Origin of the sequence: Herbidospora solisilvae, from assembly GCF_009901565.1 — a bacterium.
GTDB lineage: Bacteria > Actinomycetota > Actinomycetes > Streptosporangiales > Streptosporangiaceae > Herbidospora > Herbidospora solisilvae.
Map to the genome: position 1 here is coordinate 283537 of NZ_WXEW01000003.1, position 24318 is coordinate 307854.

The 24318-nt window shown below is 70.7% G+C and carries 23 protein-coding genes and 1 pseudogene; 7 read left to right on the plus strand and 17 right to left on the minus strand.

The genetic code is table 11. The features are described 5' to 3' along the window. The first annotated feature begins 87 nt into the window (after positions 1-87). Positions 88-516 carry a hypothetical protein gene (locus GT755_RS10985; RefSeq protein WP_161479616.1) on the plus strand — a complete coding sequence of 143 codons (429 nt, stop codon included), beginning with the start codon at positions 88-90 and terminating at the stop codon, positions 514-516. Here GT755_RS10985 and GT755_RS10990 read toward each other — a convergent pair. The 7 genes and pseudogenes from GT755_RS10990 to GT755_RS11020 all read right to left on the minus strand — a co-directional run bounded on the left by GT755_RS10990 (position 480) and on the right by GT755_RS11020 (position 9227). Continuing rightward, positions 480-2993, minus strand: coding sequence for an ATP-binding protein (locus GT755_RS10990; RefSeq protein WP_161479617.1), 2514 nt, complete (start codon positions 2991-2993; stop codon positions 480-482). The two genes, GT755_RS10985 and GT755_RS10990, sit on opposite strands and share 37 nt — an antisense overlap. Before the next feature lie 4 nt (positions 2994-2997). Next, positions 2998-3833, minus strand: a pseudogene (locus GT755_RS10995) (potassium-transporting ATPase subunit C). Beyond that, positions 3833-5836 carry a potassium-transporting ATPase subunit KdpB gene (kdpB, locus tag GT755_RS11000; protein ID WP_161479618.1) on the minus strand — a complete coding sequence of 668 codons (2004 nt, stop codon included), beginning with the start codon at positions 5834-5836 and terminating at the stop codon, positions 3833-3835. Before kdpB ends, GT755_RS10995 begins: the two are co-directional and overlap by 1 nt. After that, complete coding sequence (gene kdpA / locus GT755_RS11005; protein WP_161479619.1) at positions 5836-7482, minus strand: potassium-transporting ATPase subunit KdpA; 1647 nt, start codon at positions 7480-7482, stop codon at positions 5836-5838. The genes kdpB and kdpA overlap by 1 nt, the downstream gene beginning before the upstream one ends. 1 nt (position 7483) lies before the next feature. After that, positions 7484-7573, minus strand: a complete 90-nt coding sequence (gene kdpF, locus GT755_RS39465) for a K(+)-transporting ATPase subunit F (protein ID WP_161479620.1) — start codon at positions 7571-7573, stop codon at positions 7484-7486. 200 nt (positions 7574-7773) lie between these two features. After that, the gene (locus GT755_RS11015) at positions 7774-8412 is read right to left on the minus strand and encodes a response regulator (protein WP_161479621.1); all 639 of its coding nucleotides are present in this window, start codon (positions 8410-8412) and stop codon (positions 7774-7776) included. Beyond that, a complete protein-coding gene (locus GT755_RS11020; RefSeq protein ID WP_328794290.1) occupies positions 8409-9227 on the minus strand; it encodes a sensor histidine kinase in 819 nt (272 codons plus the stop codon). Before GT755_RS11020 ends, GT755_RS11015 begins: the two co-directional genes overlap by 4 nt. 111 nt (positions 9228-9338) lie before the next feature. On the opposite strand from GT755_RS11020, the gene GT755_RS11025 reads away from it, so the two are divergent. The 4 genes from GT755_RS11025 (at position 9339) to GT755_RS11040 (ending at position 13000) form a co-directional block, all read left to right on the plus strand. Further along, entirely contained in the window at positions 9339-10043 is a 705-nt protein-coding gene (locus GT755_RS11025) for an ABC transporter ATP-binding protein (RefSeq protein ID WP_161479622.1), read from the plus strand. Next, a complete protein-coding gene (locus tag GT755_RS11030; RefSeq protein ID WP_161479623.1) occupies positions 10040-10759 on the plus strand; it encodes an ABC transporter permease in 720 nt (239 codons plus the stop codon). The genes GT755_RS11025 and GT755_RS11030 overlap by 4 nt, the downstream gene beginning before the upstream one ends. After that, entirely contained in the window at positions 10756-11328 is a 573-nt protein-coding gene (locus tag GT755_RS11035; protein WP_161479624.1) for a hypothetical protein, read from the plus strand. The genes GT755_RS11030 and GT755_RS11035 overlap by 4 nt, the downstream gene beginning before the upstream one ends. Before the next feature lie 205 nt (positions 11329-11533). After that, positions 11534-13000 (plus strand): MDR family MFS transporter, encoded by a 1467-nt coding sequence (locus GT755_RS11040; RefSeq protein ID WP_328794291.1) that lies wholly within the window; start codon positions 11534-11536, stop codon positions 12998-13000. 37 nt (positions 13001-13037) lie between these two features. Here GT755_RS11040 and GT755_RS11045 read toward each other — a convergent pair whose 3' ends face one another. Next, the gene (locus GT755_RS11045; protein ID WP_161479625.1) at positions 13038-13493 is read right to left on the minus strand and encodes a PPOX class F420-dependent oxidoreductase; all 456 of its coding nucleotides are present in this window, start codon (positions 13491-13493) and stop codon (positions 13038-13040) included. Between the two features lie 78 nt (positions 13494-13571). Here GT755_RS11045 and GT755_RS11050 point away from each other — a divergent pair, with 78 nt between their 5' ends. Continuing rightward, positions 13572-14033, plus strand: coding sequence for a lamin tail domain-containing protein (locus GT755_RS11050; protein ID WP_161479626.1), 462 nt, complete (start codon positions 13572-13574; stop codon positions 14031-14033). A 9-nt stretch (positions 14034-14042) separates the two neighbouring features. After that, positions 14043-15224, plus strand: coding sequence for an ROK family protein (locus GT755_RS11055; RefSeq protein WP_161479627.1), 1182 nt, complete (start codon positions 14043-14045; stop codon positions 15222-15224). On the opposite strand, the gene GT755_RS11060 is transcribed toward GT755_RS11055, so the two are convergent. The 9 genes from GT755_RS11060 to GT755_RS11100 all read right to left on the minus strand — a co-directional run bounded on the left by GT755_RS11060 (position 15196) and on the right by GT755_RS11100 (position 24283). Then, positions 15196-15630 carry an Ohr family peroxiredoxin gene (locus tag GT755_RS11060; protein WP_161479628.1) on the minus strand — a complete coding sequence of 145 codons (435 nt, stop codon included), beginning with the start codon at positions 15628-15630 and terminating at the stop codon, positions 15196-15198. The genes GT755_RS11055 and GT755_RS11060 overlap by 29 nt on opposite strands. Next, positions 15627-16259, minus strand: a complete 633-nt coding sequence (locus tag GT755_RS11065) for a sigma factor (protein ID WP_161479629.1) — start codon at positions 16257-16259, stop codon at positions 15627-15629. The genes GT755_RS11060 and GT755_RS11065 overlap by 4 nt, the downstream gene beginning before the upstream one ends. Next, positions 16256-17125, minus strand: a complete 870-nt coding sequence (locus GT755_RS11070) for an RNA polymerase sigma-70 factor (protein WP_328794292.1) — start codon at positions 17123-17125, stop codon at positions 16256-16258. The genes GT755_RS11065 and GT755_RS11070 overlap by 4 nt, the downstream gene beginning before the upstream one ends. Positions 17126-17135: 10 nt before the next feature. Next, positions 17136-17834, minus strand: coding sequence for an alpha/beta fold hydrolase (locus GT755_RS11075; RefSeq protein ID WP_161479631.1), 699 nt, complete (start codon positions 17832-17834; stop codon positions 17136-17138). Next, on the minus strand, positions 17831-18019 hold the full coding sequence (locus GT755_RS11080) for a hypothetical protein (protein WP_161479632.1): 189 nt from the start codon (positions 18017-18019) through the stop codon (positions 17831-17833). Before GT755_RS11080 ends, GT755_RS11075 begins: the two co-directional genes overlap by 4 nt. Further along, complete coding sequence (locus GT755_RS11085) at positions 18016-18399, minus strand: cupin domain-containing protein (protein ID WP_030455367.1); 384 nt, start codon at positions 18397-18399, stop codon at positions 18016-18018. Before GT755_RS11085 ends, GT755_RS11080 begins: the two co-directional genes overlap by 4 nt. 4 nt (positions 18400-18403) lie before the next feature. After that, the gene (locus GT755_RS11090; RefSeq protein ID WP_161479633.1) at positions 18404-19156 is read right to left on the minus strand and encodes an SDR family oxidoreductase; all 753 of its coding nucleotides are present in this window, start codon (positions 19154-19156) and stop codon (positions 18404-18406) included. Positions 19157-19370: 214 nt separating this feature from the next. Further along, entirely contained in the window at positions 19371-21473 is a 2103-nt protein-coding gene (locus GT755_RS11095; protein ID WP_161479634.1) for a ThuA domain-containing protein, read from the minus strand. Then, positions 21473-24283: a PQQ-dependent sugar dehydrogenase gene (locus GT755_RS11100; RefSeq protein ID WP_202609895.1), complete on the minus strand. Its 2811-nt coding sequence runs from the start codon at positions 24281-24283 to the stop codon at positions 21473-21475. Before GT755_RS11100 ends, GT755_RS11095 begins: the two co-directional genes overlap by 1 nt. Positions 24284-24318: the final 35 nt, after the last annotated feature.

Below are 24318 nucleotides of genomic sequence, written 5' to 3' on the forward strand. Positions count from 1 at the left end.
CCCGTTCCGCCGCCCTAGTGGTGCTCGTCGCGGCGGCGGTGCGGTTGCTCCCATAGAGGGACCGTTCCAAACAATGGAGTCCCTGACATGAAACGCATCAGCGCCCTGCTGACGACCCTTGCCCTGTGCCTGGTCGTGGTCCCGCACGCCGAAGCGGCCGCGACGGCCAAGTGCACCCTCACCATCACCCCGAAGGACACCGAGGACGACACCACGATCACCGTCCAGTGCACCCCGCGCGCCGAGGGCGACCGCATCGACTACGTGACCATCAAGGGCGCCGACTGGCCCGACGGCGACGACACCCAGAAGGTCTGCCAGGCCCACTCGCTGATCTGGACCCGCGTGATCGACTCCCAGCTCCTCAACGAGGACCTCGCCGGCGACGAGATCTACGTGGAGGCCCGCATGCGCACGCCCGACGCCCGGCTCTACTACGTGAAGACCAACGAGGTCTCCGGCAAGTGGGGCGTGAACGTCTACATCGGCGAGCCCGACTGCGGCCACCTGCCCTGACGGGCCGGCAGGCGCAACACCATGGTGAGGCCGCCGCCCGGGGTCTCCTCCGGGGTGAGCGTGCCGCCCATCGCCTCGGTCAGCCCCCGCGACAACGCCAGGCCGAGGCCCACCCCCGTGTGGTTGTCGCGGTCGCCCAGACGCTGGAACGGCTGGAAGACACGTTCGTGCGCGTCGGGCGGGATGCCCGGCCCCCGGTCGATCACCCGGACCTCCACCTGGTCGCCGACCGAACTGGCCGTCACCAGCACGGCCGGGCCGTAGCGGACGGCGTTGCCCATCACGTTGACCAGCACCCTCTCCAGCAGGGCGGCGTCGGCGACGACCTCCGGCAGGTCGTAGGGCACGGTCGTCTCGATGCGGGCGCCGAGGTCGTCGACCGCGCGGGGCACGATCTCATAGAGGGCCAGCGGTTCCAGGGTCACGCCCAGCACCCCGGCCTGGAGACGGCTCATGTCGAGCAGGTTGGACACCAGGCGGTCGAGCTTCACCAGCGACTCGTCGGCGGTGGCGAGCAGTTCGGCGCGGTCGCCCGGAGACCAGACGATCTCCTCGCTGCGCAGCGACTCGACCGCCGCCTTGGCCGAGGCCAGCGGGGTGCGCAGGTCGTGGCTGACCGCCGCGAGCAGGGCGGTGCGCATCTTGTCGGCCGCCGCCAGCGGCTTGGCCCTCTCGGCCGCCTCGGCCAGGCGCTGCTGACGCAGGGCCACCGCGATCTCGGCCGCGAACGCCTCCAGCACGCGCCGGTCGGACGCGTCGAGCGGTGCTCCCCGCGCGGCGAGCACCAGGTCGTCGTCGATGATGACGTCGGTGTCGCCGCTCGACGGCTTCACGCAGGGCGGGCCGCCCGTGGTCGCGATGATGTTCCAGGTCTTCGGCTCCGCCGCGCGTTCCAGCAGCGTCACCGAGGTCAGGCCGAAGGTCTCGCGCAGCCGGGCCAGCAACGACGGCAGCGCCGACTCGCCGCGCAGCACGTGCCCCGCCAGGGCCGACAGGATCTCGGCGTTCGCGCTCGCCTGGGCGGCCTGCCGGGTGCGCCGGGCGGCCAGATCGACTATCGCGGCCACGGCGGCGGCCACGATCACGAAGACGACCAGGGCGAACAGGTTCTCCGGGTCGTTGATCGTGAACTCGTACAGAGGCGGCGTGAAGAGGTAGTTGAGCAGCAGGGAACCGCCGACGGCGGCGGTGACGGCGGGCCAGGTGCCGCCCGCCAGGGCCACCCCCACCGTGAGCATCAGGAAGAAGAGGATCTCGCTCGGCAGCGACAACTCGGCGCGGAACGGCAGCAGCACCGCCGCCAGGCCGGGCATGCCGGCCAGCGCCAGGATCCAGCCGGTGACGCGCCGCCGTCGCGTCAGGGCGGCCCGGGAGCGCTGGCGGCGCGCGCGGCCCTGCCGCGCCTCCGCGTGGGTGATCATGTGGACGTCGATCGAGCCCGACTGCGCCGTCGTCTCGACCCCCACGCCCCGGGAGAGGATCTGGGCGAACCGGCCGCGCCGCGAGGCCCCCAGCACGAGCTGGGTCGCGTTCACGCCACTCGCGAAGTCGAGCAGCGCCGTGGGGATGTCGTCGCCGACGACCTGGTGGTAGGTCCCGCCCAGCGATTCGGTCAGCGTCCGCTGCCGGGCCAGGTTGGCGGGGTCGCCGCCGGTCAGGCCGTCGGCGCTGATGACGTGCAGGGCCAGCAGGTCGGCGCCCTTGCTGCGGTCGGCGATCCGGGCCGCGCGCCTGATCAGCGTGTCGCCCTCGGGGCCGCCCGTCAGGGCCACCACCACCCGCTCCCGGGCCTCCCACGTGCCCCGGATGCCGTGTTCCTCGCGGTAGCGGTCGAGCTGCTCGTCGACCTTCCCGGCCACCCACAGCAGGGCCAGCTCCCGCAGCGCCGTCAGGTTGCCGACGCGGAAGTAGTTCGACAGCGCCGCGTCGACCTTCTCCGGCGCGTAGACGTTGCCGTGGGCCATCCGCCGCCGCAGCGCGTCGGGCGACATGTCGACCAGCTCGATCTGGTCGGCCTGCCGGACCATCTCGTCGGGCACGGTCTCCAGTTGCGGCACGCCGGTGATCTCGTGGACGACGTCGTTCAGCGACTCCAGGTGCTGCACGTTGACCGTGGTGACCACGTGGATGCCCGCGTCCAGGATCTCCTCGACGTCCTGCCAGCGTTTGGCGTTGCGGGAGCCCGGCACGTTCGTGTGGGCCAGCTCGTCGACCAGCACCACCTTCGGCGCGCGTTCGAGGACGGCGTCGACGTCGAGTTCGGTGAAGGTCCCGCCCCGGTATTCCATGAACCTGCGCGGGAGGATCTCCAGGTCATCGAGCTGGGCGGCGGTCTGGACGCGGCCGTGGGTCTCGACGATCCCCACGACCACGTCCCGGCCGCGCTCCTTCGCCCGGCGGCCCTCGCCGAGCATCGCGAAGGTCTTGCCGACCCCGGGCGCCGCGCCCAGGTACACCCTCAGTCGGCCGCGCGGCACGTCGTCACCCCTTGTCGAGCGCCTGGTTGAGCTCCAGCACGTTGACCCCGGGTTCGCCCATGAAGCCGAACGAACGGCCGGTGGTGTACTCGCTGATGAGCGTCTTCACCCGGTCGACGGGCAGGCCGCGCTCCCTGGCCACGCGGGGGCCTGGAGTTCGGCGTAGGCGACGGAGATGTGCGGGTCGAGCGAGGAGGCGCTGGCCGTGACCGCGTCGGGCGGGACCACAGCAGTCACGTCGCCCCTGATCGGGACGGTGCGTCCGGCGCTGTAGTCCTCGCCGGGCTTGCCGCACTCGACCGTGACGCCCTGGTAGGTCGCGACGAACGGCTGCGCGGGGCAGGCCTGGTTGACGCTGACCGCGCGGGTCGGCGTGCCGAGGGCCGGGAAGAGCTTCAGGACCGCGCCGACCCCGTCGGGGGTGCAGTAGGGACGGGCCCCGCTGACACCCTCGAGGTGGCCGATGGCCGCCGACCGTGCGCAGACCTGGGTGAGCAGCGACTGCTTGCCCGTGTCGGGGTGCCCCTCGTCGTCCACGGCGCCGGGGACCGGCAGGGTGTCGAGGACGTCCTCCGGTCCCAGGTTGCCGGCCGCGGTGGCGAGCATGTCGTAGCCGCCCGCCGAGGGGCGCGACTGGAAGTACTTGGCCACCGGGTCGCCGTCGGCGTCGGTGAAGCTCTGGCCGATCAGCGCGGGGTTTCCGTTGGCGTTGCCGTTGAACACCGCCTGGGCCACGCCCGTGGTCACCAGGGGGTAGGCCACGCCGAGGATCACCGTCAGCACGGCCACGGCCCGCAGGGCCGCCAGGTGCTGCCTGATCCAGCTGGGGAGACGATTCATCACACGATCCCCGCGATCAGAAGGTCGATGAGTTTGATGCCGACGAAGGGGGCCACGATGCCGCCCAGGCCGTAGACGAGCAGGTTGCGGCTGAGCAGTTTCGAGGCGCTCGACGGGCGGTACTGCACGCCGCGCAGCGCCAGCGGTATCAGCGCGACGATGACGAGCGCGTTGAAGATCACCGCCGCCAGGATCGCCGACTGGGGCGAGTCCAGGCGCATGACGTTCAGCGCGTCGAGGCCCGGATACACCGCCGCGAACATCGCCGGGATGATGGCGAAGTACTTGGCGATGTCGTTGGCGATGGAGAAGGTCGTGAGCGCGCCCCGGGTGATGAGGAGCTGCTTGCCGATCTCCACGATCTCGATGAGCTTGGTCGGGTTGGAGTCGAGGTCGACCATGTTCCCGGCCTCTTTGGCGGCGCTGGTGCCGGTGTTCATGGCGACGCCGACGTCCGACTGGGCGAGCGCGGGGGCGTCGTTGGTGCCGTCGCCGGTCATGGCGACCAGCCGGCCGCCCTCCTGCTCGCGCCTGATCAGGGCGAGCTTGTCTTCCGGGGTGGCCTCGGCGAGGAAGTCGTCCACGCCCGCCTCGTCGGCGATGGCCTTGGCCGTGAGGGGGTTGTCGCCGGTGATCATGACGGTCCTGATGCCCATGCGGCGCATCTCGTCGAAGCGCTCCCGCATGCCGGGCTTGACGGTGTCCTTCAGGTGGACCACGCCGAGGACCTGGTCCTTCTGGGCCACCACCAGCGGGGTGCCGCCGCTGCCGGAGATGGCGTCCACGATGGCCCCGACCTGCTCGGTCGGGTGGCCGCCGTGGTCGCGGACCCACTTCATCACGGCGGTCGCCGCGCCCTTGCGGATCTCGCGCCCGCCGACGTTCACGCCGGACATGCGGGTCTGCGCGGTGAACGGCACCCATTCGGCGTCGTGGACGTCGCGCTCCCGCAGGCCGTAGTGCTCCTTGGCGAAGACCACGATCGAGCGGCCCTCGGGGGTCTCGTCGGCCAGCGACGAGAGCTGGGCCGCCTCGGCCAGCTCGTGTTCGCCGACCCCGGAGACCGGGAGGAACTCGGCGGCCTGCCGGTTGCCGAGCGTGATGGTGCCGGTCTTGTCGAGCAGCAGCGTCGAGACGTCTCCGGCCGCCTCGACGGCGCGTCCCGACATCGCCAGGACGTTGCGCCGCACCAGCCGGTCCATGCCGGCGATGCCGATGGCCGACAGCAGCGCGCCGATCGTCGTGGGGATCAGGCAGACCAGCAGCGAGACCAGCACGATGCCGCTGACGCCGTCGCCCGTCAGGGCGAGCGAGTCGGGGATGCCGGGGTTGGCGCCCTTGGCCCAGACGGCCATCGGCTGCATGGTCACCGTGGCGACCAGGAAGATGATCGTGAGCGCCGCCAGCAGGATGTTCAGCGCGATCTCGTTGGGGGTCTTCTGCCGGTTGGCGCCCTCGACAAGGGCGATCATGCGGTCGACGAAGCTCTCGCCGGGCTTCTGGGTGATCCGCACGACGATCCGGTCGGACAGCACCTTCGTGCCTCCGGTGACGGCGCTGCGGTCGCCGCCGGACTCGCGGATGACCGGGGCCGACTCGCCGGTGATGGCCGACTCGTCGACCGAGGCGATGCCCTCAATGACGTCGCCGTCGCCCGGGATGACCTCCCCGGCCACGACCACGACCTCGTCGCCCTGCCGGAGCTCGGTGGCGCTGACCCGCTCGCCCGACACCCGCACGGCCATGGTGTCGCGCTTGGTCGCGCGCAGGGTGGCGGCCTGGGCCTTGCCCCGGCCCTCGGCGACCGCCTCGGCCAGGTTGGCGAACAACACGGTCAGCCAGAGCCAGACCACGATCGCCCAGGCGAACACCCCGGGCTCCAGGATCGCCAGCACGGTGGTGAACACCGCGCCGGCCTCGACGATCAGCATGACCGGGTTGCGCCAGAGCGTCCCGGGGTTGAGCTTCTTGACGGCGTCGGGGAACGACGCGATCCAGGTCATCAGAGCAGTCCTTCCGCGATGGGGCCCAGCGCGAGGGCGGGGAGGAAGGTCAGGGCGACGAGGACGATCGTCACGCCGACGACCAGGCCGACGAACTGGGGCCGGTGCGTGGGCAGGGTGCCGGCCGACTCCGGCACCGGCGTCTGCCTCGCGAGTGAACCGGCCAGGGCGAGCACGAAGATGATCGGCAGGAACCGGCCCAGCACCATGCACATGCCGAGCGCCACGTCGTACCAGGGCGTGTTCACCGTGACGCCGCCGAACGCCGAGCCGTTGTTGTTCGAGGCGCTGGTGAAGGCGTAGAGGATCTCGGAGAAGCCGTGCGGCCCGCTGTTCAGCATCGCGGCCAGGCCCGCCGCGTTGCCCATGGCCACGGCCGTGCCGACCAGGACGAGCACCGGGGTGACCAGGAAGTAGAGGGACGCGAGCTTGATCTCGCGTGAGCCGATCTTCTTGCCCAGGTATTCGGGCGTCCGGCCGACCATGAGGCCTGCCACGAACACGGTGATGACGGCCAGGATCAGCATGCCGTAGAGGCCCGCGCCCACGCCGCCGGGCGCGACCTCGCCCAGCATCATGTCGAACAGCGTCATCATGCCGCCGAACGGCGTGTAGCTGTCGTGGAAGGAGTTGACCGCGCCCGTCGAGGTCAGCGTGGTCGCCGCCGCGAACGTGGCCGAGTTGGCCACCCCGAACCTGACGTCCTTGCCCTCCATCGCCGCGCCGACCGCCTGCGGCACGGTCGCGTTCCCGGCCAGCTCGAAGACGTTGGTGAGCACGATCGACGCGACCGCGATCACGCCCATCACGGCGAGGATCGCGTAGCCCTGGCGGACCTGGCCGACCATCCGGCCGAAGGTCCGGGTCAGCGCGACCGGGATGAGCAGGATCAGGAAGATCTCGAACCAGTTGGTCCAGGCGGTGGGGTTCTCGTACGGGTGCGCGGAGTTGGTGTTGTAGAAACCGCCCCCGTTGGTGCCCAGCTCCTTGATGGCCTCCTGACTGGCCACCGGCCCGCCGGTCACGTTCTGCACGTTCCCGGTGAGGGTGGTGATCTCATGGGGACCGGCGAAGTTCTGCACCACCCCGCCCGCCACCAGCACGAGCGCGCCCACGAAGGCGATCGGCAGCAGGATGCGCAGCGTGCCACGCACCAGGTCGACCCAGAAGTTGCCGATCGTGTCGCTGTTCCGCCGGGCGAACCCGCGCACCAGCGCGATCGCCACCGCCATGCCGACCGCCGCCGACACGAAGTTCTGCACGGCCAGGGCGGCCATCTGGGTCAGGTGACCCATCGTGTTCTCACCCGAGTACGCCTGCCAGTTCGTGTTGGTCACGAAGCTGATGGCGGTGTTCCAGGCGATGTGGTCGGGCACCGGGGCGAAGCCCAGCGACAACCAGAGTCTGTCCTGGAGGCGCTGGAGGGCGTACACGAAGAAGATCGAGACGATCGAGAAGGCCAGCAGGCTCCGGGCGTAGGCGCCCCAGCGCTGCTCGTTGCCGGGCTGGACGCCGAGCAGGCGGTAGACGACCCGCTCGACGGCGTTGTGCTTCGTGCCGGTGTAGACGCGGTGCATGTGGTCGCCGAGCACCCTGTAGACCAGGGCGAGGGCGACGATCAGCGACAGGATGAAGAGCCAGCCCATGTCAGAACCGCTCCGGGAACAGCAGGGCGGCGACCATGAAGATCACCAGGCCGATGGCCACGGCGAGGCCGACGGCGTTGATCGCGCTCACAGGCGCTCCACCGCCTTCACCACGAACCCGAAGACCACGAAGATCGCGATCGTCAGGGCGACGAAGATGAGGTCACCCATCTCTGTTCACTGCTCCTCAGTTCCGTTTTCCGGGCGGTACGACGTCCAGGAAAACGGCACTTCCGGGCGGTTCAGGAGATCTTGATGGCTTCCATATGCGGGTGCCGGAATTCTTGACGGCTAACCCACGAGACGGCTCTCGTAGGCGGCGATGACGAGATGCGCCCGGTCGCGGGCGTGCAGTTTGCTCAGCAGGTTGCCGATGTGGGTCTTCACGGTCTTGATCGAGATGGTCAGGCGGGCGGCGATCTCGTCGTTCGACAGGCCGTGGCCGACCAGGGTGAGCACCTCGGTCTCCCGCTCGGTCAGCGTCTTCACCGACTTCGCGGGGGCGGGGCGGCTGACGTACGACTCGATCAGGCGCTCCAGCACGCTCGGGGCCAGCAGCGACTCGCCCTGGTGGACTCGGCGGATCGCGTCGAGCAGGCGGTCGGGGTGGGCGTCCTTGAGCAGGAAACCGCTCGCGCCCGCCAGCAGCGCGGCCCTGACGTACTCGTCGAGCTCGAACATCGTCAGGACGATGACCCTGGCCTCGTCACCGGCCGCCAGGATGCGGCGGGTGGCCTCGATGCCGTCCATGCCGGGCATCCGGATGTCCATGAGCACGACGTCGGGACGGGTCGCGGCGCAGACGGCGACGGCCTCGTCGCCGGTGCCCGCCTCGCCGGCCATGGCCATGTCGGGCTGGGCGCCGATCACCGCGGCCAGGCTGTGGCGCAGCAGCGGCTGGTCGTCGGCGATGACCACGTGGATCGTCATGACGCCCCGGGGACCCGGGCGCTGACCCGGAAGCCGTTGTCGACCGGCCCGGCGTCGAGGGTGGTCACCCGTTCTCTGAGGCCGTCGAGCCCGTGACCGGCGCCGGGGTGGGCGACCCAGCCGTCGACCGGCCCGTCGTCGTGGACGGTCGCGACGATCCAGCCGCCGTCGCGGTGGACCCGGACCGCCACACCGGTCGGACCGGCGTGGCGGGCGGTGTTGGTGAGCGCCTCGCGGACGACCGCGCAGACCGCCAGCTGCGCTCCCGGGCTGACCTCGCCGACGTCGTCGAGGTCGAGGCTGACCCGCAGGCCGGCCCGCTCGGCCTCGCCGACGATGCCGGGCAGGTCGCTGAGCTTGTCGGCCGGGCGCAGCGGCGCCGCCGCGCCGTTGTCGCGCAGCACCCCGAGCATGCGGCGCAGCTCCGTGGTGGTCTCGCGGCCGATGCGCTCGATGTCCTCCAGCGCCGCGTCGGGATCGTCGTGGACGTAGCGGGCGGTGGTCGCCCTGACGGTGATCAGACCGAGGCCGTGGGAGACGAGGTCGTGCAGATCACGGGCGATGCGCAGCCGTTCGGCCTGGGCCGCCCGCTCGCCCGCCCACGCGGTGAGCTGGGCTTCGTAGGCGGCGCGCTGGCGGCGTCCCCGGATCAGCGCCCAGACCGTGGTGGTCAGCGCCACCGTCGCGATGACGGCGGGCACGATGACCATGCCGGGCCCGTCGCCCCCGGCGGACAGCAGGACCAGCAGCAGGAGGACGTACACGGCGGTGATCGGAGGCCAGACCCGCCGCTCGCGTTTCGGAATCGCCACCACGTCCGCAGTGTAGGAACCCCTTCGCGTGCGACGCATCGGACCAGGGTCCGAGACGCGGGTCCCGACCCGGGTCCGATGTGGTTCCGGCGGCCCGCCGGTTGGCTGGGCGGCGTGATTACCATCGACGGCCTCGTCAAGCGGCGGGGCGGCAAGGAGATCCTGGCCGGGGTGGGCTTCGAGGCCCGGCCGGGACGGGTGACGGGTTTCCTCGGGCCCAACGGCGCGGGCAAGAGCTCCACGTTGCGCATCCTGCTCGGCCTCGACCGGGCTCATTCGGGCACGGCGCTGGTCGACGGGGTGCCCTACACGAGGCTGGCCGACCCGGTCCGGACCGTCGGGGCGGTGCTCGACGGGTCGGGCGCGCACCGGTCGCGGACCGGGCGGGCGCACCTGCGGTGGGTGGCCCGGTCGGCCGCGCTCCCGCTGTCACGGGTCGACGAGGTGCTGGCGCTGGTCGGGCTGACCGACGCGGCGGCCAAGCGGGTGGGCGGCTACTCGCTGGGCATGGGACGGCGGCTCGCCCTGGCGACGGCGCTGCTGGGCGACCCCTCCGTGCTGGTCCTCGACGAGCCGCTCAACGGGCTCGACCCGGAGGGCATCCGGTTCGTCCGGACCTTCCTCCGCGAACGCGCCCGGTCGGGGCGGACCGTCCTGCTGTCGAGCCACCTCATGGGGGAGCTCGCCGAGACCGTCGACGACGTCGTGGTGATCGACCGCGGCCGGATCGTCGCCTCGGGCACGCTGGCCGAGGTCACCGGAGAGCACCGGAACCTGGAGGACGCGTTCTTCGCGCTCACCTCGGGGAGCGGGCGATGAGGGCCGTCAGGGCGGAGCTGGCCAAGCTGGGGACGTTGCCGTCGGTGTGGCTGGCCGGGGCGCTGGCGCTGGTCGTGCCGGCCGGGATCGCGCTGCTCAACAGCCGCGTCCCCGGCCCCGACCGGGGCTACCAGGAGCTTGGGTTCGGCGTGATGGGCGTGATCGTGCTCGGGGTCGTGGCCGTCAGCAGCGAGTACCTCACCGAAGGGGCCGACGCGGGCGGCGGTCGGCAGCTCGCCACCAGCCTCACCGCGGTGCCGTCGCGGGTGCGCTTCCTGGCGGCCAAGGCCGCGGCGGTCGTGCTCGTCGCCGTGCCGCTGGCGTTCGCCGCCACGGCGGCGACGATGGGGATCGTGCACGTCACGCTCGCCGAGCGGGCCGCGGCCCTCGACGCCGGGCGGCTCGCGGGGGTGGTCTGCTACTGGACGTACACGGCGCTGCTGGCGTTCGCGATCACGGTGCTGCTCCGGCACGGGATCGTCCCGCTGACGGTGCTCCTGGTCAACACCTCGGTGGTGAGCGTGACCTTCCTGCTCACCAAGGTCACCCCGCTGGCCTACTACTTCCCGGACATGGCCGGGATGCGGATGTTCGTCGGCGAGATCGCCGACGACCGCGTCGTGATCAGCCCGCTGCTCGGCCTGCTGGTCATGTCGGCCTGGGTGGCCGGGCTGCTGGCCCTCGCCGGGGCCGTCTTCACCCGGAGGGACGCATGATCGGGGCGGAACTGTCGAAGCTGGTCTCCCTCCCGGCGACGTGGACGACCCTCGGCTCGACGCTGGCGGCGAACGTGCTGCTGACCTTCGTGATCGCCGTCGGAGACACGCCGGTGGCCTACTCGCGGGCCGGGTTCATCGTCCTCGGGGTGCTGGCGACCTGCTCCGAATACACCGGCGGCCAGATCAGGACCACCCTGACCGTGATGCCGCGCCGGGTGCGCCAGCTCGCGGCCAAACACGCCGCGCTGGCGGTGGTGACCCTCCCGGCCGCCGTGGTCGTGGCCCTGTCGGGGCCGTTGATCGTCTTGGCCGTGCTCGGCACGCCGGTCGGCCTCTGGCAGGTGGCGGAGGTGACGGCGTACCTGACCCTGCTGACGCTGGTCGGCGCGGCCGTGGGGGTGCTGCTCCGGCACACGCTCGCGGGCGTCGGCCTGCTCCTGGGAGGCCTGTTCGTGGCGGCCCCGTTCGTGCACGAGTACCTGCCGGACGAGATGGTCACCCTCGTCGTCTCGACCCCGGTCCTCCTCATCGTGGCCGCACTGGCCTACCGACGCCGCGACGCGTGAAAACGTGTCGCGCGTCACAGTCTTCCTGTCCAAGCCCCGGTTGAGCTGCGAGAACGTGGCGGCGGCGCGGGGGAGGAGGGTGAAAATCGGGTGACATCCGGAGGCGGCTTCCGGAATTCTGAGTGGGCGAGACGAGTTTTGTCGGTGGCGCGGGCCATCCTGGCCATGGCCGCAACTCAGTTTCCGTTCCCCTGATTGAGGTACCGTGTCCAGCCCACAACTTGACCAGCTCGACTCACCCGCCCAAGCCGCGACCGAACCCCCACGTCGCACCCCGCCCGTGATCAGGCTGCTGGTGCTGGCCACGTTCGTGGTCATTCTCAACGAGACCATCATGATCAACGCCATTCCGGAGTTGATGAAGGCTCTCCAGATCACCGCGCAGACCGCCCAGTGGTTGTCGACGGCCTTCATGCTCACCATGGCGGCCGTCATCCCGATCACCGGCTGGTTCCTGCAGCGGGTGACCACCCGCGTCGCCTACACGACCGCTATGGGACTCTTCCTGTTCGGTACGGCTCTCGCGGCGGCGGCCCCCGTCTTCGAGGTGCTGCTCGCCGGGCGGATCGTCCAGGCGTCCGGCACCGCGGTCATGATGCCGCTGCTGATGACGACCCTGATGCAGGTCGTGCCCGAATCGGAGCGCGGCCGGGTGATGGGCAACGTCTCGCTGGCCATCTCGGTCGCCCCCGCCATGGGCCCGACCGTCTCGGGGGTGATCCTCCAGTTCGGCCCGTGGCGGCTGCTGTTCGCCGTGGTGTTCCCGATCGCCGCCCTGATCACCTACTTCGGCCTGCGGCAGCTCAAGAACGTCGGCGAGACCAAGGTCGGCACGATCGACTGGTTCAGCGTGGTCACCGCCGCCGCCGGCTTCGGCGGCCTGGTCTACGGCCTGAGCCGCTTCGAGGGCGGCGACGCCACCGTGGCGGGCTCGATGGTCGCCGGCGGCGTGGTGCTGATCGCCGTGTTCGTGTTCCGGCAGCTACGCCTGCAGAAGCGCGGCGGCCCGCTGCTCGACCTGCGCACGCTGACCCACCGCACCTACACGATCTCGCTGATCCTCATGGCGGTCGCCTTCATGGCGATGCTGGGCTCGATGGTGCTGCTCCCGCTCTACCTCCAGGACATCCGCGGCCTCACCACCCTGCAGACCGGCCTCCTGGTGATGCCCGGCGGCCTCGCGATGGGCCTGCTCGGCCCGACCGTCGGCCGCCTCTTCGACCGCTTCGGCGGCCGAGTGCTCGTGATCCCGGGAGCGGTCGCGATCGCCCTGTCGCTGGCCGGCTTCACCCAGATCACCATGACGATGCCCTACTGGCAGATCCTCGGCCTCCACGCCCTGCTGATGATCGGCCTGGCCGGCACCTTCACCCCCGTCTTCACCCTGGGCCTGGGCGCCGTCCCGTCGTCGCTCTACAGCCACGCGAGCTCGATCCTGAGCACGCTGCAGCAGGTGGCCGCGGCCATCGGCACCGCCCTCGTGATCACGGTCATGAGCGCCCGCGCCGAGACCCTCCACGCCGCCGGCGCCACGGCCGACGCCGCGCTCCTCGGCGGCATGCGCCTGTCGTTCCTCATCAGCGCGGTGATCTCGATCGCGGTGATCGTCACCGCGGTCATCCTCCCGGCCCGAGCCGCCAACCACGGCGAGGGCGCCCCCATGCACCACTGACCCGACGGCGGCCCTTGGCCTGACCATCGGATGGAGGTCAGGCCAGGCGGGCCGGGAAGCCGCCTGTCGCGACCGGGCCCCAGCGGGTCGGGGTGATGCGGAGCAGGGACTTGCCCTGGCGGATCATCGCTTCGCGGTATTCGTCCCAGTCGGGGTGTTCGCCGGAGATGCAGCGGAAGTACTCCACGAGGGGTTCGAGGGCCTCCGGGAGGTCGAGGACCTCCGCGTCGCCGTCGACCTGGACCCACGGGCCGTCCCAGTCGTCCGACAGGACGATCACGCTGACCTGCTCGTTGCGGCGGGCGTTGGCGGTCTTGGCGCGTTCGGGGTAGGTCGAGATCACGATCCGGCCCTCGGCGTCGACGCCGCAGGAGACCGGGGAGGCCTGGGGGCGGCCGTCGCGGCGGGCCGTGATGACGATCGCGTGGTGGCGGGGGCGCAGGAAGTCGAGGAGTTCTTCCCGGGTGACGGTGTCGTTCTTCGCGATCTTCATAGTGTCACTCTAGGCGCGGGGGCCACTTCTCCATATCATTCGAAACCCGGCAAGTCCCCCTCCCTCTTGGAGCGTTCCATGAAGCGTGTGCTCGCGGTCGCGCTGTTAGGCACCGCGGTCTTCGCCCAGCCGGCTCAGGCGAAGGCTCCGGCCGTACAGATCACCAAGATTTTCTATGACTCGCCCGGCTCGCCCGACAACGGCGCGAACGGCAGCGTCAACGGCGAGTGGATCCAGCTCAGGAACTTCTCCAAGAAGGCGGTCAGCCTGAAGGGCTGGACGGTCCGCGACGAGACCAGGCGGGCCGACCACGTCTACACGTTCGGCGTGTTCACCCTCAAGCCCGGCAAGACGGTCACGTTGCGGTCCGGCAAGGGCAAGGACACCGCCACGACCCGCTACTGGCAGCGCAGCGGCCAGGGGACCTTCACCTACATCTGGAACCAGACGTCCGACACCGGCTACCTGCACAACGCGTCCGGCAAACTGGTCGACTCCTGCTCCTATGACTCGTCGCGGGATGACTACGTCATCTGCTGAACTCAGGTCATGAAGAACCTGGGGGCGCTGCTGCGGCACATCCACCTCAACGGGCCGACCTCACGGGCCGCGCTGACGGAGGAGTTCGGGCTGAACCGCAGCACGACCATGGCGCTGACCGCCGAGCTCGCCGCCCTGGGCCTGGTCAGGGAGGAGCTGCCCGACGACGTCCAGAAGGCCGGGCGGCCCTCGCTGGTGGTCAGCCCCGAGAGCGAGAAGGTGTTCGTGCTCGCCTTCGACGTGGCGGTCGACTGGCTGGTGGCGGCGCGGGTCGGGCTCGGGGGCGTCATCCTCGACCGGCGGGCGGCGGTGCGGCAGCGGCGGTTCCCCGACCTCGACGACGTCGTCGGCACGCTGGCCGAGTTCGCCCGGCAGCTCCTGCGCGACGTGCCCGACGGCGCGGTCTGCGTGGGGGTCGGGGCCTCGTTCTGCGGCATGATCCGGCCCCACGACGGCACCGTCAGGTACGGCCCCAAGACGGGCTGGGTCGACCAGGCCTTCGGGCCCGAGCTGGAGCGCCGGCTGCCGCTCGACCTGCCCGTCAGGGTGGGCAACGAGGCGCACCTCGGCGCGGTCGCCGAGAACCAGCGCGGCGCCGGGATCGGCTTCCGCGACCTCATCTACCTGCACGGCGACGTCGGCGTGGGCGGCGGGGTGATCGTCGACGGCAAGCGGCTGGGCGGCAACGACGGCTACGCGGCCGAGGCCGGGCACATGGTCGTGAACCCCTTCGACGGGCGGCCGTGCCTGTGCGGTTCGCGGGGCTGCCTGGAGGCGGAGGTCGGCGAGAGCGCCCTGCTCGACCTGGCCGGGTGGCCCCACGGCAGCGTCGGCCGCGACGCCGTCGCCTCGGTCGTGCACGCCGCCGAACGCGGCGACCGGACCGCCCGCGAGGCGCTCAACCGGGTCGGCGACTGGCTGGGGGTCGGGGTGGCCAACCTGATCAACCTGTTCAACCCGGGCGTGATCGTCTTCGGCGGCATGCTGCGCGACGTCTACCGGGGCTCGGCCGAGCAGGTGCGCACCCGCATCGAGGCCAACGTCCTGCCGGTGTCGCGGGAGCGCGTGGAGTTGCGCATCGCCGCACTCGGCGACGACACGACGCTGGTGGGCGGGGCGGAACTGGGCTTCGCCGGGCTGCTGGACGATCCGGCGCAGGCCGTCAGGCGGGCTCATCGACCGAGAGGCTGATCGTCGCCGGGCTCATCTTCGTGTACGGGCAGAGCGCCTCCGCCCGCGCCACGAGAAGGGCCGCCACGTCGGGGTCGGCGTCCGGCCAGGTGACCGCCAGGTCGGCCCGCACCTGGTAGCCGTCGTCGGCGGGGTCGCGGCCGAAGGCCACCGTCACCGCCACGCTGATCGACGAGGGGTCGAGGTGGTGCCGCCGGGCCGCCAGGCTCAGCGCCGCCTGGAAACAGGCCGCGTACGCGGCCGCGAAGAGCTGTTCCGGGTTCGGCCCGCCCGAGTCTCCGCCGAGTTCCCGGGGCAGCCGCAGCTCCAGGTCGAGCGCGCCGTCGGCCGAGACCGCCCGGCCGGTGGCCCGGCCGTGGGCCGAGCTGCCGCCGGTCACGGTGACGCTCGTGACGTACAGAGTCATGGCCGGTGCCAGCCCTCCAGTTTGTCGGGGTTGAGCACGATCCACACCGCCGTCACGTCGGTCGCGGCCACGCTGACGCTCACCACCGCGACCGCCCGCCCGTTCTGCCGCAGCACCAGGCCGGTCCGCCCGTTCACCGGTTCGACGGCGGCCTCGACCCCGGCCAGCAGCCGGGACAGGAACCGGGTGACGGCCTCGGCGCCGTGGGTGGGATCGAGCGGGGCGCGGACCTTGCCGCCGCCGTCGCTGACGACCAGGACGTCCGGGGACAACACCGCCCGCAGCGCGGGCGCGTCGCCGGTGGAGCAGGCGGCGGCGAAGCGGTGGGCGACGTGGTCGTGCCGGACCGGCGGCAGGAGGCCGCGGCCGGGCCGGGACGCGGTCCGGGTCACGGGTGGCGGGTGCGGAGCGCCGGAGGCCAGGAGCTCCAGGCAGATGCCTCCGGCCACGCGGGTCAGCCACGCCCGTGGGCTGGTGATCGCGGCGCGCTCGGGTTCGGTCAGGGCGTACCAGCGGCGGTAGGTCTCCTGGACGATCTGGTCGGCGGCCGTCTCGGAGCCGAACAACCAGGTCGCGACGTCGATCAGGTGGCGGCGCTCGTCGAGCATCTCGGTCAGGGAATCGGTCATTTCGAATAGCCGGCGAGTTTGTCGGGGTTCATGACCCAGAGCAGCTGGTGGATGCCGTCGCGGGAGGCGTCGAGGACGAGCAGGGCCCCGCCGGTCTTCTCCCGGGCCGGGACGAACACGGCCGGGGCGCCGTTCGCCTCGACGAAGGTGACCGTCGCGCCGGGCCAGAAGCGGGGGGCGAAGGAGGCGACGAACTTGGTCACGCGCGGGACCCCGTGCATCACCAGGCGGGCCGCGCCCCGGACGCCGTTCCCGTCGGTCAGGCTCACGACGTCTTCGGCGAACAGGTGCTCCAGCGCCACGACGTCGCCCGACTGGGCGGCGTCCAGGAAGGTCTCCAGCAGGCGGCGGTGCTCGGTCTTGTCGATGGGCTCGTGCCGCCCGGCCGCCAGGTGCTTGCGGGCCCGGCTCACGAGCTGGCGCGCGTTGGCCGCGCTGACCTGGATGATCTCCGCGATCTGCTCGTACGGGTAGACGAACGCCTCCCGCAGCACATAGGCCGCCCGCTCGGTCGGCGTGAGCCGTTCGAGCAGCAGCAGGAAGGCGAACTCCAGCGCCTCCCCGCGCTCGGCCCCCAGGGTGGGATCGGCGCTGGTGTCGACCGGCTCGGGCAACCACGGCCCGATGTAGGACTCCCGCCGCGCCCGCGCCGAGCGCGCCACGTTGATCGACAACCGGGTGGCGATCGTCGCCAGGAACGCCGGCGGGCTCTGCACGGCCGACCGGTCGGTGTCCTGCCAGCGCAACCAGACGTCCTGGACGACGTCCTCGGCCTCGGCCGCGCTGCCCAGCATGCGGTAGGCGATGCCGAACAGGCGCGGCCGAAGCTCGGTGAAGACCGATGCGGCGTTCTCCAGCGAATCCACGAGCCTCACTTCATCGGACGTGGGTGACGGCGTCGAGGATGGTCCGCGTCACCGTGTCGGGCCATGAGACGGCGATCGCGTGGGAGGCGCCGGAGATCTCCCTGGTGCCCATGGAACCGGCCCGTTCCGCCATGAAGCGCATCGCCTCGACCGGGATGGTCGCGTCGCGTTCCCCGTACACGAACCACGACGGCGTCTCCCGCCAGGCCGCCCTGGTGGCCAGGTCGGTCAGCGCCCGTTCGGTGATCGGGCGCTGCAGCACCGCCGTCACCGCCGCCCACTCGGGGTCGACGTCGTGGCAGAACTGCCGGTGGAACCGGTCGGCGGCGATGCGGAACTCGACGCCGCCGGTGGCGACCGGGTAGGAGACCAGATTCTCGGCCAGGGTGCCGCCCTCGAACTTCTGCGCCAGCGTCAGGGCGCTCTCGCCCGTCTCCGGGGCGAAGGCCGAGACGTACACGAGCGCCCTCACCGCCGGATGGACGGCCTCGGTGATCACCATGCCGCCGTAGGAGTGGCCGACCAGGACGACCGGCCCCCCGATGCCGTCGACCACGTCGCGGACGTAGGCGGCGTCGCCCTCCAGATCGCGCAGCGGGTTCGCCACCGCGACGACGGGCAGCCTGTTGGCGTGCATCCGCCGGATGACACGCTTCCAGCTGCCCGACCCGGTGAAGGCGCCGTGGACCAGGACGACGGTGGGATTCATCGGGTGTCCCAGATGACGTCCTCTTCGAGCACCTCCACGGTGCCGATGAGGCCGCGGAGGCCGATCTCCTCGCGTTCGGCGTCGGCCGGGTCGTACAACCACTCGGTGATCGGCTCTTCGGCGAGCTCCTCCGGGTGGCTGTTCTCGGCCATGGCCAGTTCGGCCTCCAGGAATTCCTCGTTCATCGCGACCATCCCAGGCGGTCGAGTTCGTCCTGTTCGACGAAGGTGAGCATCGGCGTGCCCGGAGCGCAGAACATCGTGACGGTGAACTTCAGCCGCATGTCGTCGCGGGCGTTGCCGTCCTGGAAGTGGATGGGGTCGCCGCCCGGCTCCCAGAAGACCTCGCCGGCCTTGACGATCCTGACCGGCTGCCCCTGCAGCTCGAACCGCATCTCGCCCTCGATGACGTAGCCGAAGGCCGGGCCCGAGTGACGGTGGGGCGGAGTTCCGGGGTCGCCGGGCGGATACTCGATGACGATGGTCGAGGCGTGCGCCCCCTCCGGGATGAACGGAGGGTCGACCTCCTGGAGCACCGTCAGCGCGGTCTTCCATGCTTCGGACATGTGATCACTTCCCCTGGTTGTCCTTGAGCCAGTCGAAATAGCCGATCCGGCCGAGGGTCGCCCCGTCCCCGGGCACGAGCGTGCGCTGCTCCAGCTCACTGCCGAAATAGCGGGCATGGACGTCGGTCACGACCGTGCGCGGGTCGCCGAGGGCCTTGAGCGCCTCGCCGATGAACTCGTCCATCTGGTACTGGTCGGGCCCGGCGATCTCCAGCCGCCCGTTCAGCGGCGCGCCGACGGCCACCTTGGCGACGTTCAGCGACACCTCCGCCGCCGCGATGGGCTGGAACCGGACCGGCGCGACGTGCACGCCGTCGTCGCGGGTCGCCTCGTCGGCGATGCCCTTGACGAACTCGAAGAACTGGGTGGCGTGGACGAGCGAGTAGGGCACCCCCGCGCCCTCGATGAGCTTCTCCTGGGCGATCTTGGCCCGGAAGTAGTCGTTGTCCGGCAGCCGCTCGCTCCCGACGATCGAGAGGGCGACGTGGTGCCCGACCCCGGCGGCCTTCTCGGCCTCAAGGAGGTTCGAGGTGGACGTGGTGAAGAAGTTCCACACGTCCTCCCGCTTCCAGGACGGCGAGTTCGACACGTCGACCACGACGTCGGCGCCCTCCATCACCTCGGCCAGCCCCTCACCGGTGAGGGTGTTCACCCCCGTGCTGGGCGCGGCGGCGACCCCCTGGTGACCGTGCTCCTCCAGCTTCTCGATCAGCCTGGACCCGATCAACCCGGTGCCCCCGATGACGACGATCTTCATTGCCTTCCCCTTCTTTCGTTGCCGGACGTCAGCTAGGACAGGGGAGAGCCTGAAGTTGTGACAAAAGCCGCGAACTTCTTTTCAGATACCCAGTGACCTGGCGTTATATGACAGGCCTGATCCAGGCGCGGTGAGATGGTCGCTGGGGTCGTGGTGAATCGGTCGCACGGAAAAGGGGGCGCCGGTCGCCCGGCGCCCCCTTTTTAAATGTTGCCTAGCTGCCGTAGACCTCGAACTGGAAGAGCGAGTAGCCCCAGGCCGTGCCTCGGGTCGTGCCATAGATGCGGACGTACCTGGCCTGGTTGTTCAGGCCCGTGTTGTCGTCCTCGCCGCCGTTGCCGCCGGTCACCGATCTGGCCGTGGTCCAGGTCGATCCGTTGGTGGAGGTCTGGATCTGGTACGCCGAGCCGTAGGCCGCCTCCCACAGCAGGCGGACCCGGTTGATCGTGTACGTCTGGCCCAGGTCGACCTGGATCCACTGCGGGTCGGCGAAGGCGCTGGCCCACCTCGTCGTGGCCGAGGAGTCGACCGCGGCCGAGGCCGGGTAGGCGGCCGCCTCCACGCTCGATGCCGTGGCCGGCTTGTTCAGGGCGAGGTTGGTGACGGTCGGCGTACAGGGCCTGAGGAAGGTGAAGTCGTCGACGTCGAACAGGCCGGTGCCCGTGCCGGTGAAGGTCAGGAAGATGTTCGCCGTGCCCGACGGGACGCCGCTCAGGGGGGCGAGCACGTCGGCGTAGGTGTCCCAGCTTCCGGTGTTCGGGACCGTCAGGGTGCCCAGGATCGGGCCCGTCTGGGAGCCGGTGCGGACCTGGATCTGGCCGCCGTTGCCGCCGGAGACGACGCGGGCCCGGATCGCGGTCGCGCCGCCGACGGTGATGTTGTTGTAGCCCGCCCAGTCGCCCGGCTCGATGTAGCCGAGGGTCTGGCCGTTGTTGGCGCCGGCCTTGGTGAAGGCCTGGGCGCCGTTCACCGAGGTGAACGACTCGGCGTGCACGCGCACGTCGCAGGTCGGCTGCCCGCCCAGCTCCTTGATCCGGACGTTGCGGAACGACGCCTGGTCGCCGGAGCCGTGGTTCTGGAGGCCGATGTAGCCGTCGAGGTTGCGCGCGGCGTCGGTGTTGGTGAAGTCGTTGATCAGCACGCCGTTCAGGTAGACCCGGACGCGCTGGCCCTCGACCAGCAGCTCGTAGGTGTTCCACTCGCCCGGCGGGTTCAGGTTGGCGTCGCGGGCGGCGATGTCGGCCGACTTGAAGCCGTAGATCGAGCCGGTGGTGCGGTCGGCCGTGTCGGTGGCGTCGATCTGGATCTCGTAGCCCTGGTTGACGGCGATGTTGGGGTCGCCGCCGGGGTTCGGGAAACCGATGAAGATGCCCGAGTTGCTGTCGCCGGTGAGCCGCCAGTCGGCCTTGAGCGAGTAGCTGGTGTACTGCTTGGCGTTGTACCAGAACAGGCCCATGCCGCCGACGGACGACAGGGTCGCGTCGGAGTTGGAGAAGCTGCCCGGTCCCGACTGCGACCAGCCCGTGGTCGAGCCGTTGTAGAGCGTCGTGTAGCCCGTCTCGGGGCGGCAGTCGGCGTCGGCGCGCTTGGCGGCGTACCGGATGCCGCCGAGGAGCTGGCTGCGGAAGCCCGCCTCGGCGTACGTCGACTGGGTGTGGCCGAAGCCCGTGTAGAAGGAGCGGCCGTTGTCGATGCCCTTGCACCACGTGATCGGGTGGTCGGCGCCCATCGAGCCGCCGGAGTAGGTCGACTCGTCGAGCGTGGCCAGGACCCGGGCGGTCGAGCGCGGGTTGGTCTGGTAGTTGTACAGCTCGTCGGTGCGGGTCCACGCCGACGGCAGGTGGGCGGTCGCCGGGTGGGCCCGGTTCTCGGTCCGCGAGGTCACCTGCTGGATCGCCGGGTGGCTGGCGAAGTAGGCGCCCGCCAGCGTGTTGTAGAACGGCCAGGCGTACTCGGTGTCGGCCGCCGCGTGCACGCCGACGTAGCCGCCGCCGCCGCGGATGTAGCTCTCGAACGCCGTCTGCTGGGTGGCGTTCAGCACGTCACCGGTCGTGTTGAGGAACACCACCGTCTCGTACTGGGCGAGGTTGGCCGTCGTGAAGGCGGCGGCGTCCTCGGTGGCGGTCACCGTGAAGCTGTTGGCCGCGCCCAGGTCGCGGATGGCCTGGGTGCCGACCGCGATCGAGTCGTGCCGGAAGCCGGCCGTCTTGGAGAAGACGAGCACGTCGTAGGGGGCGTCGGCGGCCTGGGCCGGTGACGCCGTCAGGGTGGTGGCGGCCAGGGCGATGGCCCCGGCTGCCGTCAGTAACTTCCGCATCAGGAAACCGTCCACTTCTGGTTCGCGGCCGCGGTGCAGGTCTGCTGGGACACGACGGTGCTGTCGGCGGTGCTGCTACCCGTCACGTCGAGGCACTTGGCCGATCCGACGTTGCGGATCGTGCCGTCGCTGTTCACCGTCCAGTTCTGGGCGTTGGTGCCGTTGCACGTGTAGATCTGGATCTTCGCGCCGTTGGCGGTGCTGGCGCCCGAGACGTCGAGGCACTTGCCGAGGGCCCGGAAGGTCTGTCCGGTACGGGTCCACGTCTGGGCCGCCGAGCCGTTGCACGTGTAGATCTGCACCTGGGTGCCGTCGGTGGCGGTGCCGCCCCGGACGTCGAGGCACTTGCCGCCCAGACCGGTGACGCGACCGCCGGCGGGCGGGGTGCCGGTCGCGAAGGTGAAGCTGTCGAGGTCGAACAGGGCCCCGGTGCCGGTGCCGGCGAAGGTCACGTAGAGCGAGGTCGCGGTCGACGGCGCGCCTGAGATCGTGCCGGTGACGTTGACGAAGGTCTCCCAGCCGCCGGTCGGCGCGACGGCCGCCTGCCCGATGATCGGGCCGGTCGCCGAGCCGGTGCGGAACTGGAGGGTGCCGCCGATCCCGGCCGAGGAGACCCGGGCGGTGAACGAGGTCACGTTGTCGAGCTTGTACGGGTCGAACTGGATCCAGTCGCCGTTGTGGATGTCGCCGACCGTCCGGCCGCCGTCGGCGGTCGTCTTGGTCATCGGCGCGACGCCCGACGAGGTCTTGTAGTGCTCGGCCTGGCGCTTGCGCGGCTGGAGCAGGTGCTGGGTGTGGGTGGTCAGGCCGCCGTTGTCGGTGTAGGACGCGTCGAAGATCGGGAAGATGTTGGCCGCGTCGTCGTGCTCGCCGTCGACCGGGATGGTGATCGTGCCCGAGCAGCCGTTCTGCGCGGTGATCTGGTGGGCGTGCTGGTCGTGGCCGAGCAGGTAGGTCATGGTCACCCGCGAGCAGGCGACCGTGCCGTCCTCGGGGTCGGTGACGGTGACGCTCCACGGCACGCTGTCGCCGAAGGAGGCGAGCTGGCCGGAGGCCGGCAGGTTGATCGTCACGGTCGGGGCGGTGTTGCCGACGCTGATCACGACGCTCGCGGTGCCGGTCGCGCCCTGCGGGTCGCGCACGGTCAGCGTGGCCGTGTAGGTGCCGTTGGTGCTGTAGGTCTTGGTCGGGTTGGCCGCCGTCGACGTGGTGCCGTCGCCGAACGCCCACGAGTAGGTCAGCGCGCCGCCCTCGGGGTCGCTGGAGCCCGCCGAGGAGAACGTCACGGCGAGCGGGGAGGCGCCCGAGGTCCGGTTGGCGCTCGCCACGGCGTTCGGGGCGCGGTTGCCGCCGCCGACGTAGTCGTAGCGGTAGAGGGCGCTGTTGGCGTCGCCGTTGAAGTAGCCGGTGCCGTAGTCGAGCACGTAGTAGGCGCCGTCGGGGCCGAACGCCGAGTCCATGACCTGCTTGCCGTTCCACGGGAAGGTGTCGATCGTGCCGACCGACCCGTCGGTGTTGACGTGGATGGGCTTGACCCAGCCGCGGCCGAACTCGGTGGCGAAGAACTGGCCGTCGAACGACTGCGGGAACTTCGTGGCCGAGGTGTTGGAGGCGCTGTAGCGGTAGACCGGGCCGCCCATGGGCGACTCGCTGCCGCCGCCGAACGCGGCGGGCGTGCCCGCGTCACCGCCGTAGCGGATCCAGGCCGGGCGCGGCTGCGGCAGCGTCTGGAGGCCGGTGTTGCGGAAGGAGTTGTTGGTCGGCTGCCCCGCGCAGTTGAACTTCGCACCGGTCGAGTTGGTGGCGAAGTTCCACTCGTTGTACGTCTCGCTCGTGGTGTTCGTGCCGGTGCAGTACGGCCAGCCGTAGTTGCCGGGGCTGGTGACCCGGTTGAACTCGACCTGGCCCGAGGGACCCCGGGTCGAGCTGGTGGAGCCCGCGTCGGGGCCGTAGTCGCCGACGTAGACGATGCCCGTGGCCTTGTCGACGCTGATCCGGAACGGGTTGCGGAAGCCCATCGCGTAGATCTCGGGACGGGTGCCCGCGGTGCCCGGGGCGAACAGGTTGCCCGACGGGATCGAGTAGGTCCCGTCGGCGTTCACCTTGATGCGCAGGATCTTGCCGCGCAGGTCGTTGGTGTTGCCGGCGCTGCGCTGGGCGTCGTAGGCGGGGTTGCGCTCGGTCCGCTCGTCGATCGGCGAGTAGCCGGCCGACTCGAACGGGTTGGTGTCGTCACCCGTCGACAGGTAGAGGTTGCCGGCCGCGTCGAAGTCCATGTCGCCGCCGACGTGGCAGCACATGCCGCGGTTGGCGGGCACGTCCAGGACGTTGACCTGGCTGCCCATGTTGAGGGTGAAGTTGGCGTTGAGCGTGAACCGGGACAGGCGGTTCACGCCGGTCCACGTCGTCCAGGTGGCGGCGGTTCCGGAGGCGGGGGCGTCGCCGGACGGGGTGCTCAGCGGCGGCGCGTAGTAGAGGTAGATGTGCCGGTTGGTGGCGAAGCCGGGGTCGACGGCGACGCCCTGCAGGCCTTCTTCGTCGTGGGTGTAGACCGGCAGCGTGCCGATGACGGAGGTGTTGCCCGCGGCGTCGGTCCGCCGCAGGGTGCCGTTGCGGGCCGTGTGCAGGACCGAGCGGTCGGGTAACACGGCGAGCGACATCGGCTCACCCATCTCGGGCTCGCCCTTGGCGAGGGTGACCTGCTGGAAGTCGGTCGCGTTGATGGTGTGGGCCTGTGCGGGGACGGCGGTGACGCCCGACAGGAGAAGCAGTGATGCGGTGGCGATCAGCCACCTGCGGCGGTGTTTCATGTGCATCCTTAAGGCGGACTTGACTCGATCGAAGC

Bases quoted from the DNA above. Each gene is read 5' to 3' on its own strand.
- GT755_RS11080 (WP_161479632.1), bottom strand. From the start codon at position 18,019: ATGAACGAGGAATTCCTGGAGGCCGAACTGGCCATGGCCGAGAACAGC.
- GT755_RS11100 (WP_202609895.1), bottom strand. From the start codon at position 24,283: ATGAAACACCGCCGCAGGTGGCTGATCGCCACCGCATCACTGCTTCTC.
- kdpB (WP_161479618.1), bottom strand. From the start codon at position 5,836: ATGACCTGGATCGCGTCGTTCCCCGACGCCGTCAAGAAGCTCAACCCC.
- GT755_RS11015 (WP_161479621.1), bottom strand. From the start codon at position 8,412: ATGACGATCCACGTGGTCATCGCCGACGACCAGCCGCTGCTGCGCCAC.
- GT755_RS11065 (WP_161479629.1), bottom strand. From the start codon at position 16,259: ATGACCGATTCCCTGACCGAGATGCTCGACGAGCGCCGCCACCTGATC.
- GT755_RS10985 (WP_161479616.1), top strand. From the start codon at position 88: ATGAAACGCATCAGCGCCCTGCTGACGACCCTTGCCCTGTGCCTGGTC.
- GT755_RS11045 (WP_161479625.1), bottom strand. From the start codon at position 13,493: ATGAAGATCGCGAAGAACGACACCGTCACCCGGGAAGAACTCCTCGAC.
- GT755_RS11055 (WP_161479627.1), top strand. From the start codon at position 14,043: ATGAAGAACCTGGGGGCGCTGCTGCGGCACATCCACCTCAACGGGCCG.
- GT755_RS11090 (WP_161479633.1), bottom strand. From the start codon at position 19,156: ATGAAGATCGTCGTCATCGGGGGCACCGGGTTGATCGGGTCCAGGCTG.
- GT755_RS11035 (WP_161479624.1), top strand. From the start codon at position 10,756: ATGATCGGGGCGGAACTGTCGAAGCTGGTCTCCCTCCCGGCGACGTGG.
- GT755_RS11030 (WP_161479623.1), top strand. From the start codon at position 10,040: ATGAGGGCCGTCAGGGCGGAGCTGGCCAAGCTGGGGACGTTGCCGTCG.
- kdpA (WP_161479619.1), bottom strand. From the start codon at position 7,482: ATGGGCTGGCTCTTCATCCTGTCGCTGATCGTCGCCCTCGCCCTGGTC.
- GT755_RS11060 (WP_161479628.1), bottom strand. From the start codon at position 15,630: ATGACTCTGTACGTCACGAGCGTCACCGTGACCGGCGGCAGCTCGGCC.
- GT755_RS11095 (WP_161479634.1), bottom strand. From the start codon at position 21,473: ATGCGGAAGTTACTGACGGCAGCCGGGGCCATCGCCCTGGCCGCCACC.
- GT755_RS11085 (WP_030455367.1), bottom strand. From the start codon at position 18,399: ATGTCCGAAGCATGGAAGACCGCGCTGACGGTGCTCCAGGAGGTCGAC.
- GT755_RS11050 (WP_161479626.1), top strand. From the start codon at position 13,572: ATGAAGCGTGTGCTCGCGGTCGCGCTGTTAGGCACCGCGGTCTTCGCC.
- GT755_RS11075 (WP_161479631.1), bottom strand. From the start codon at position 17,834: ATGAATCCCACCGTCGTCCTGGTCCACGGCGCCTTCACCGGGTCGGGC.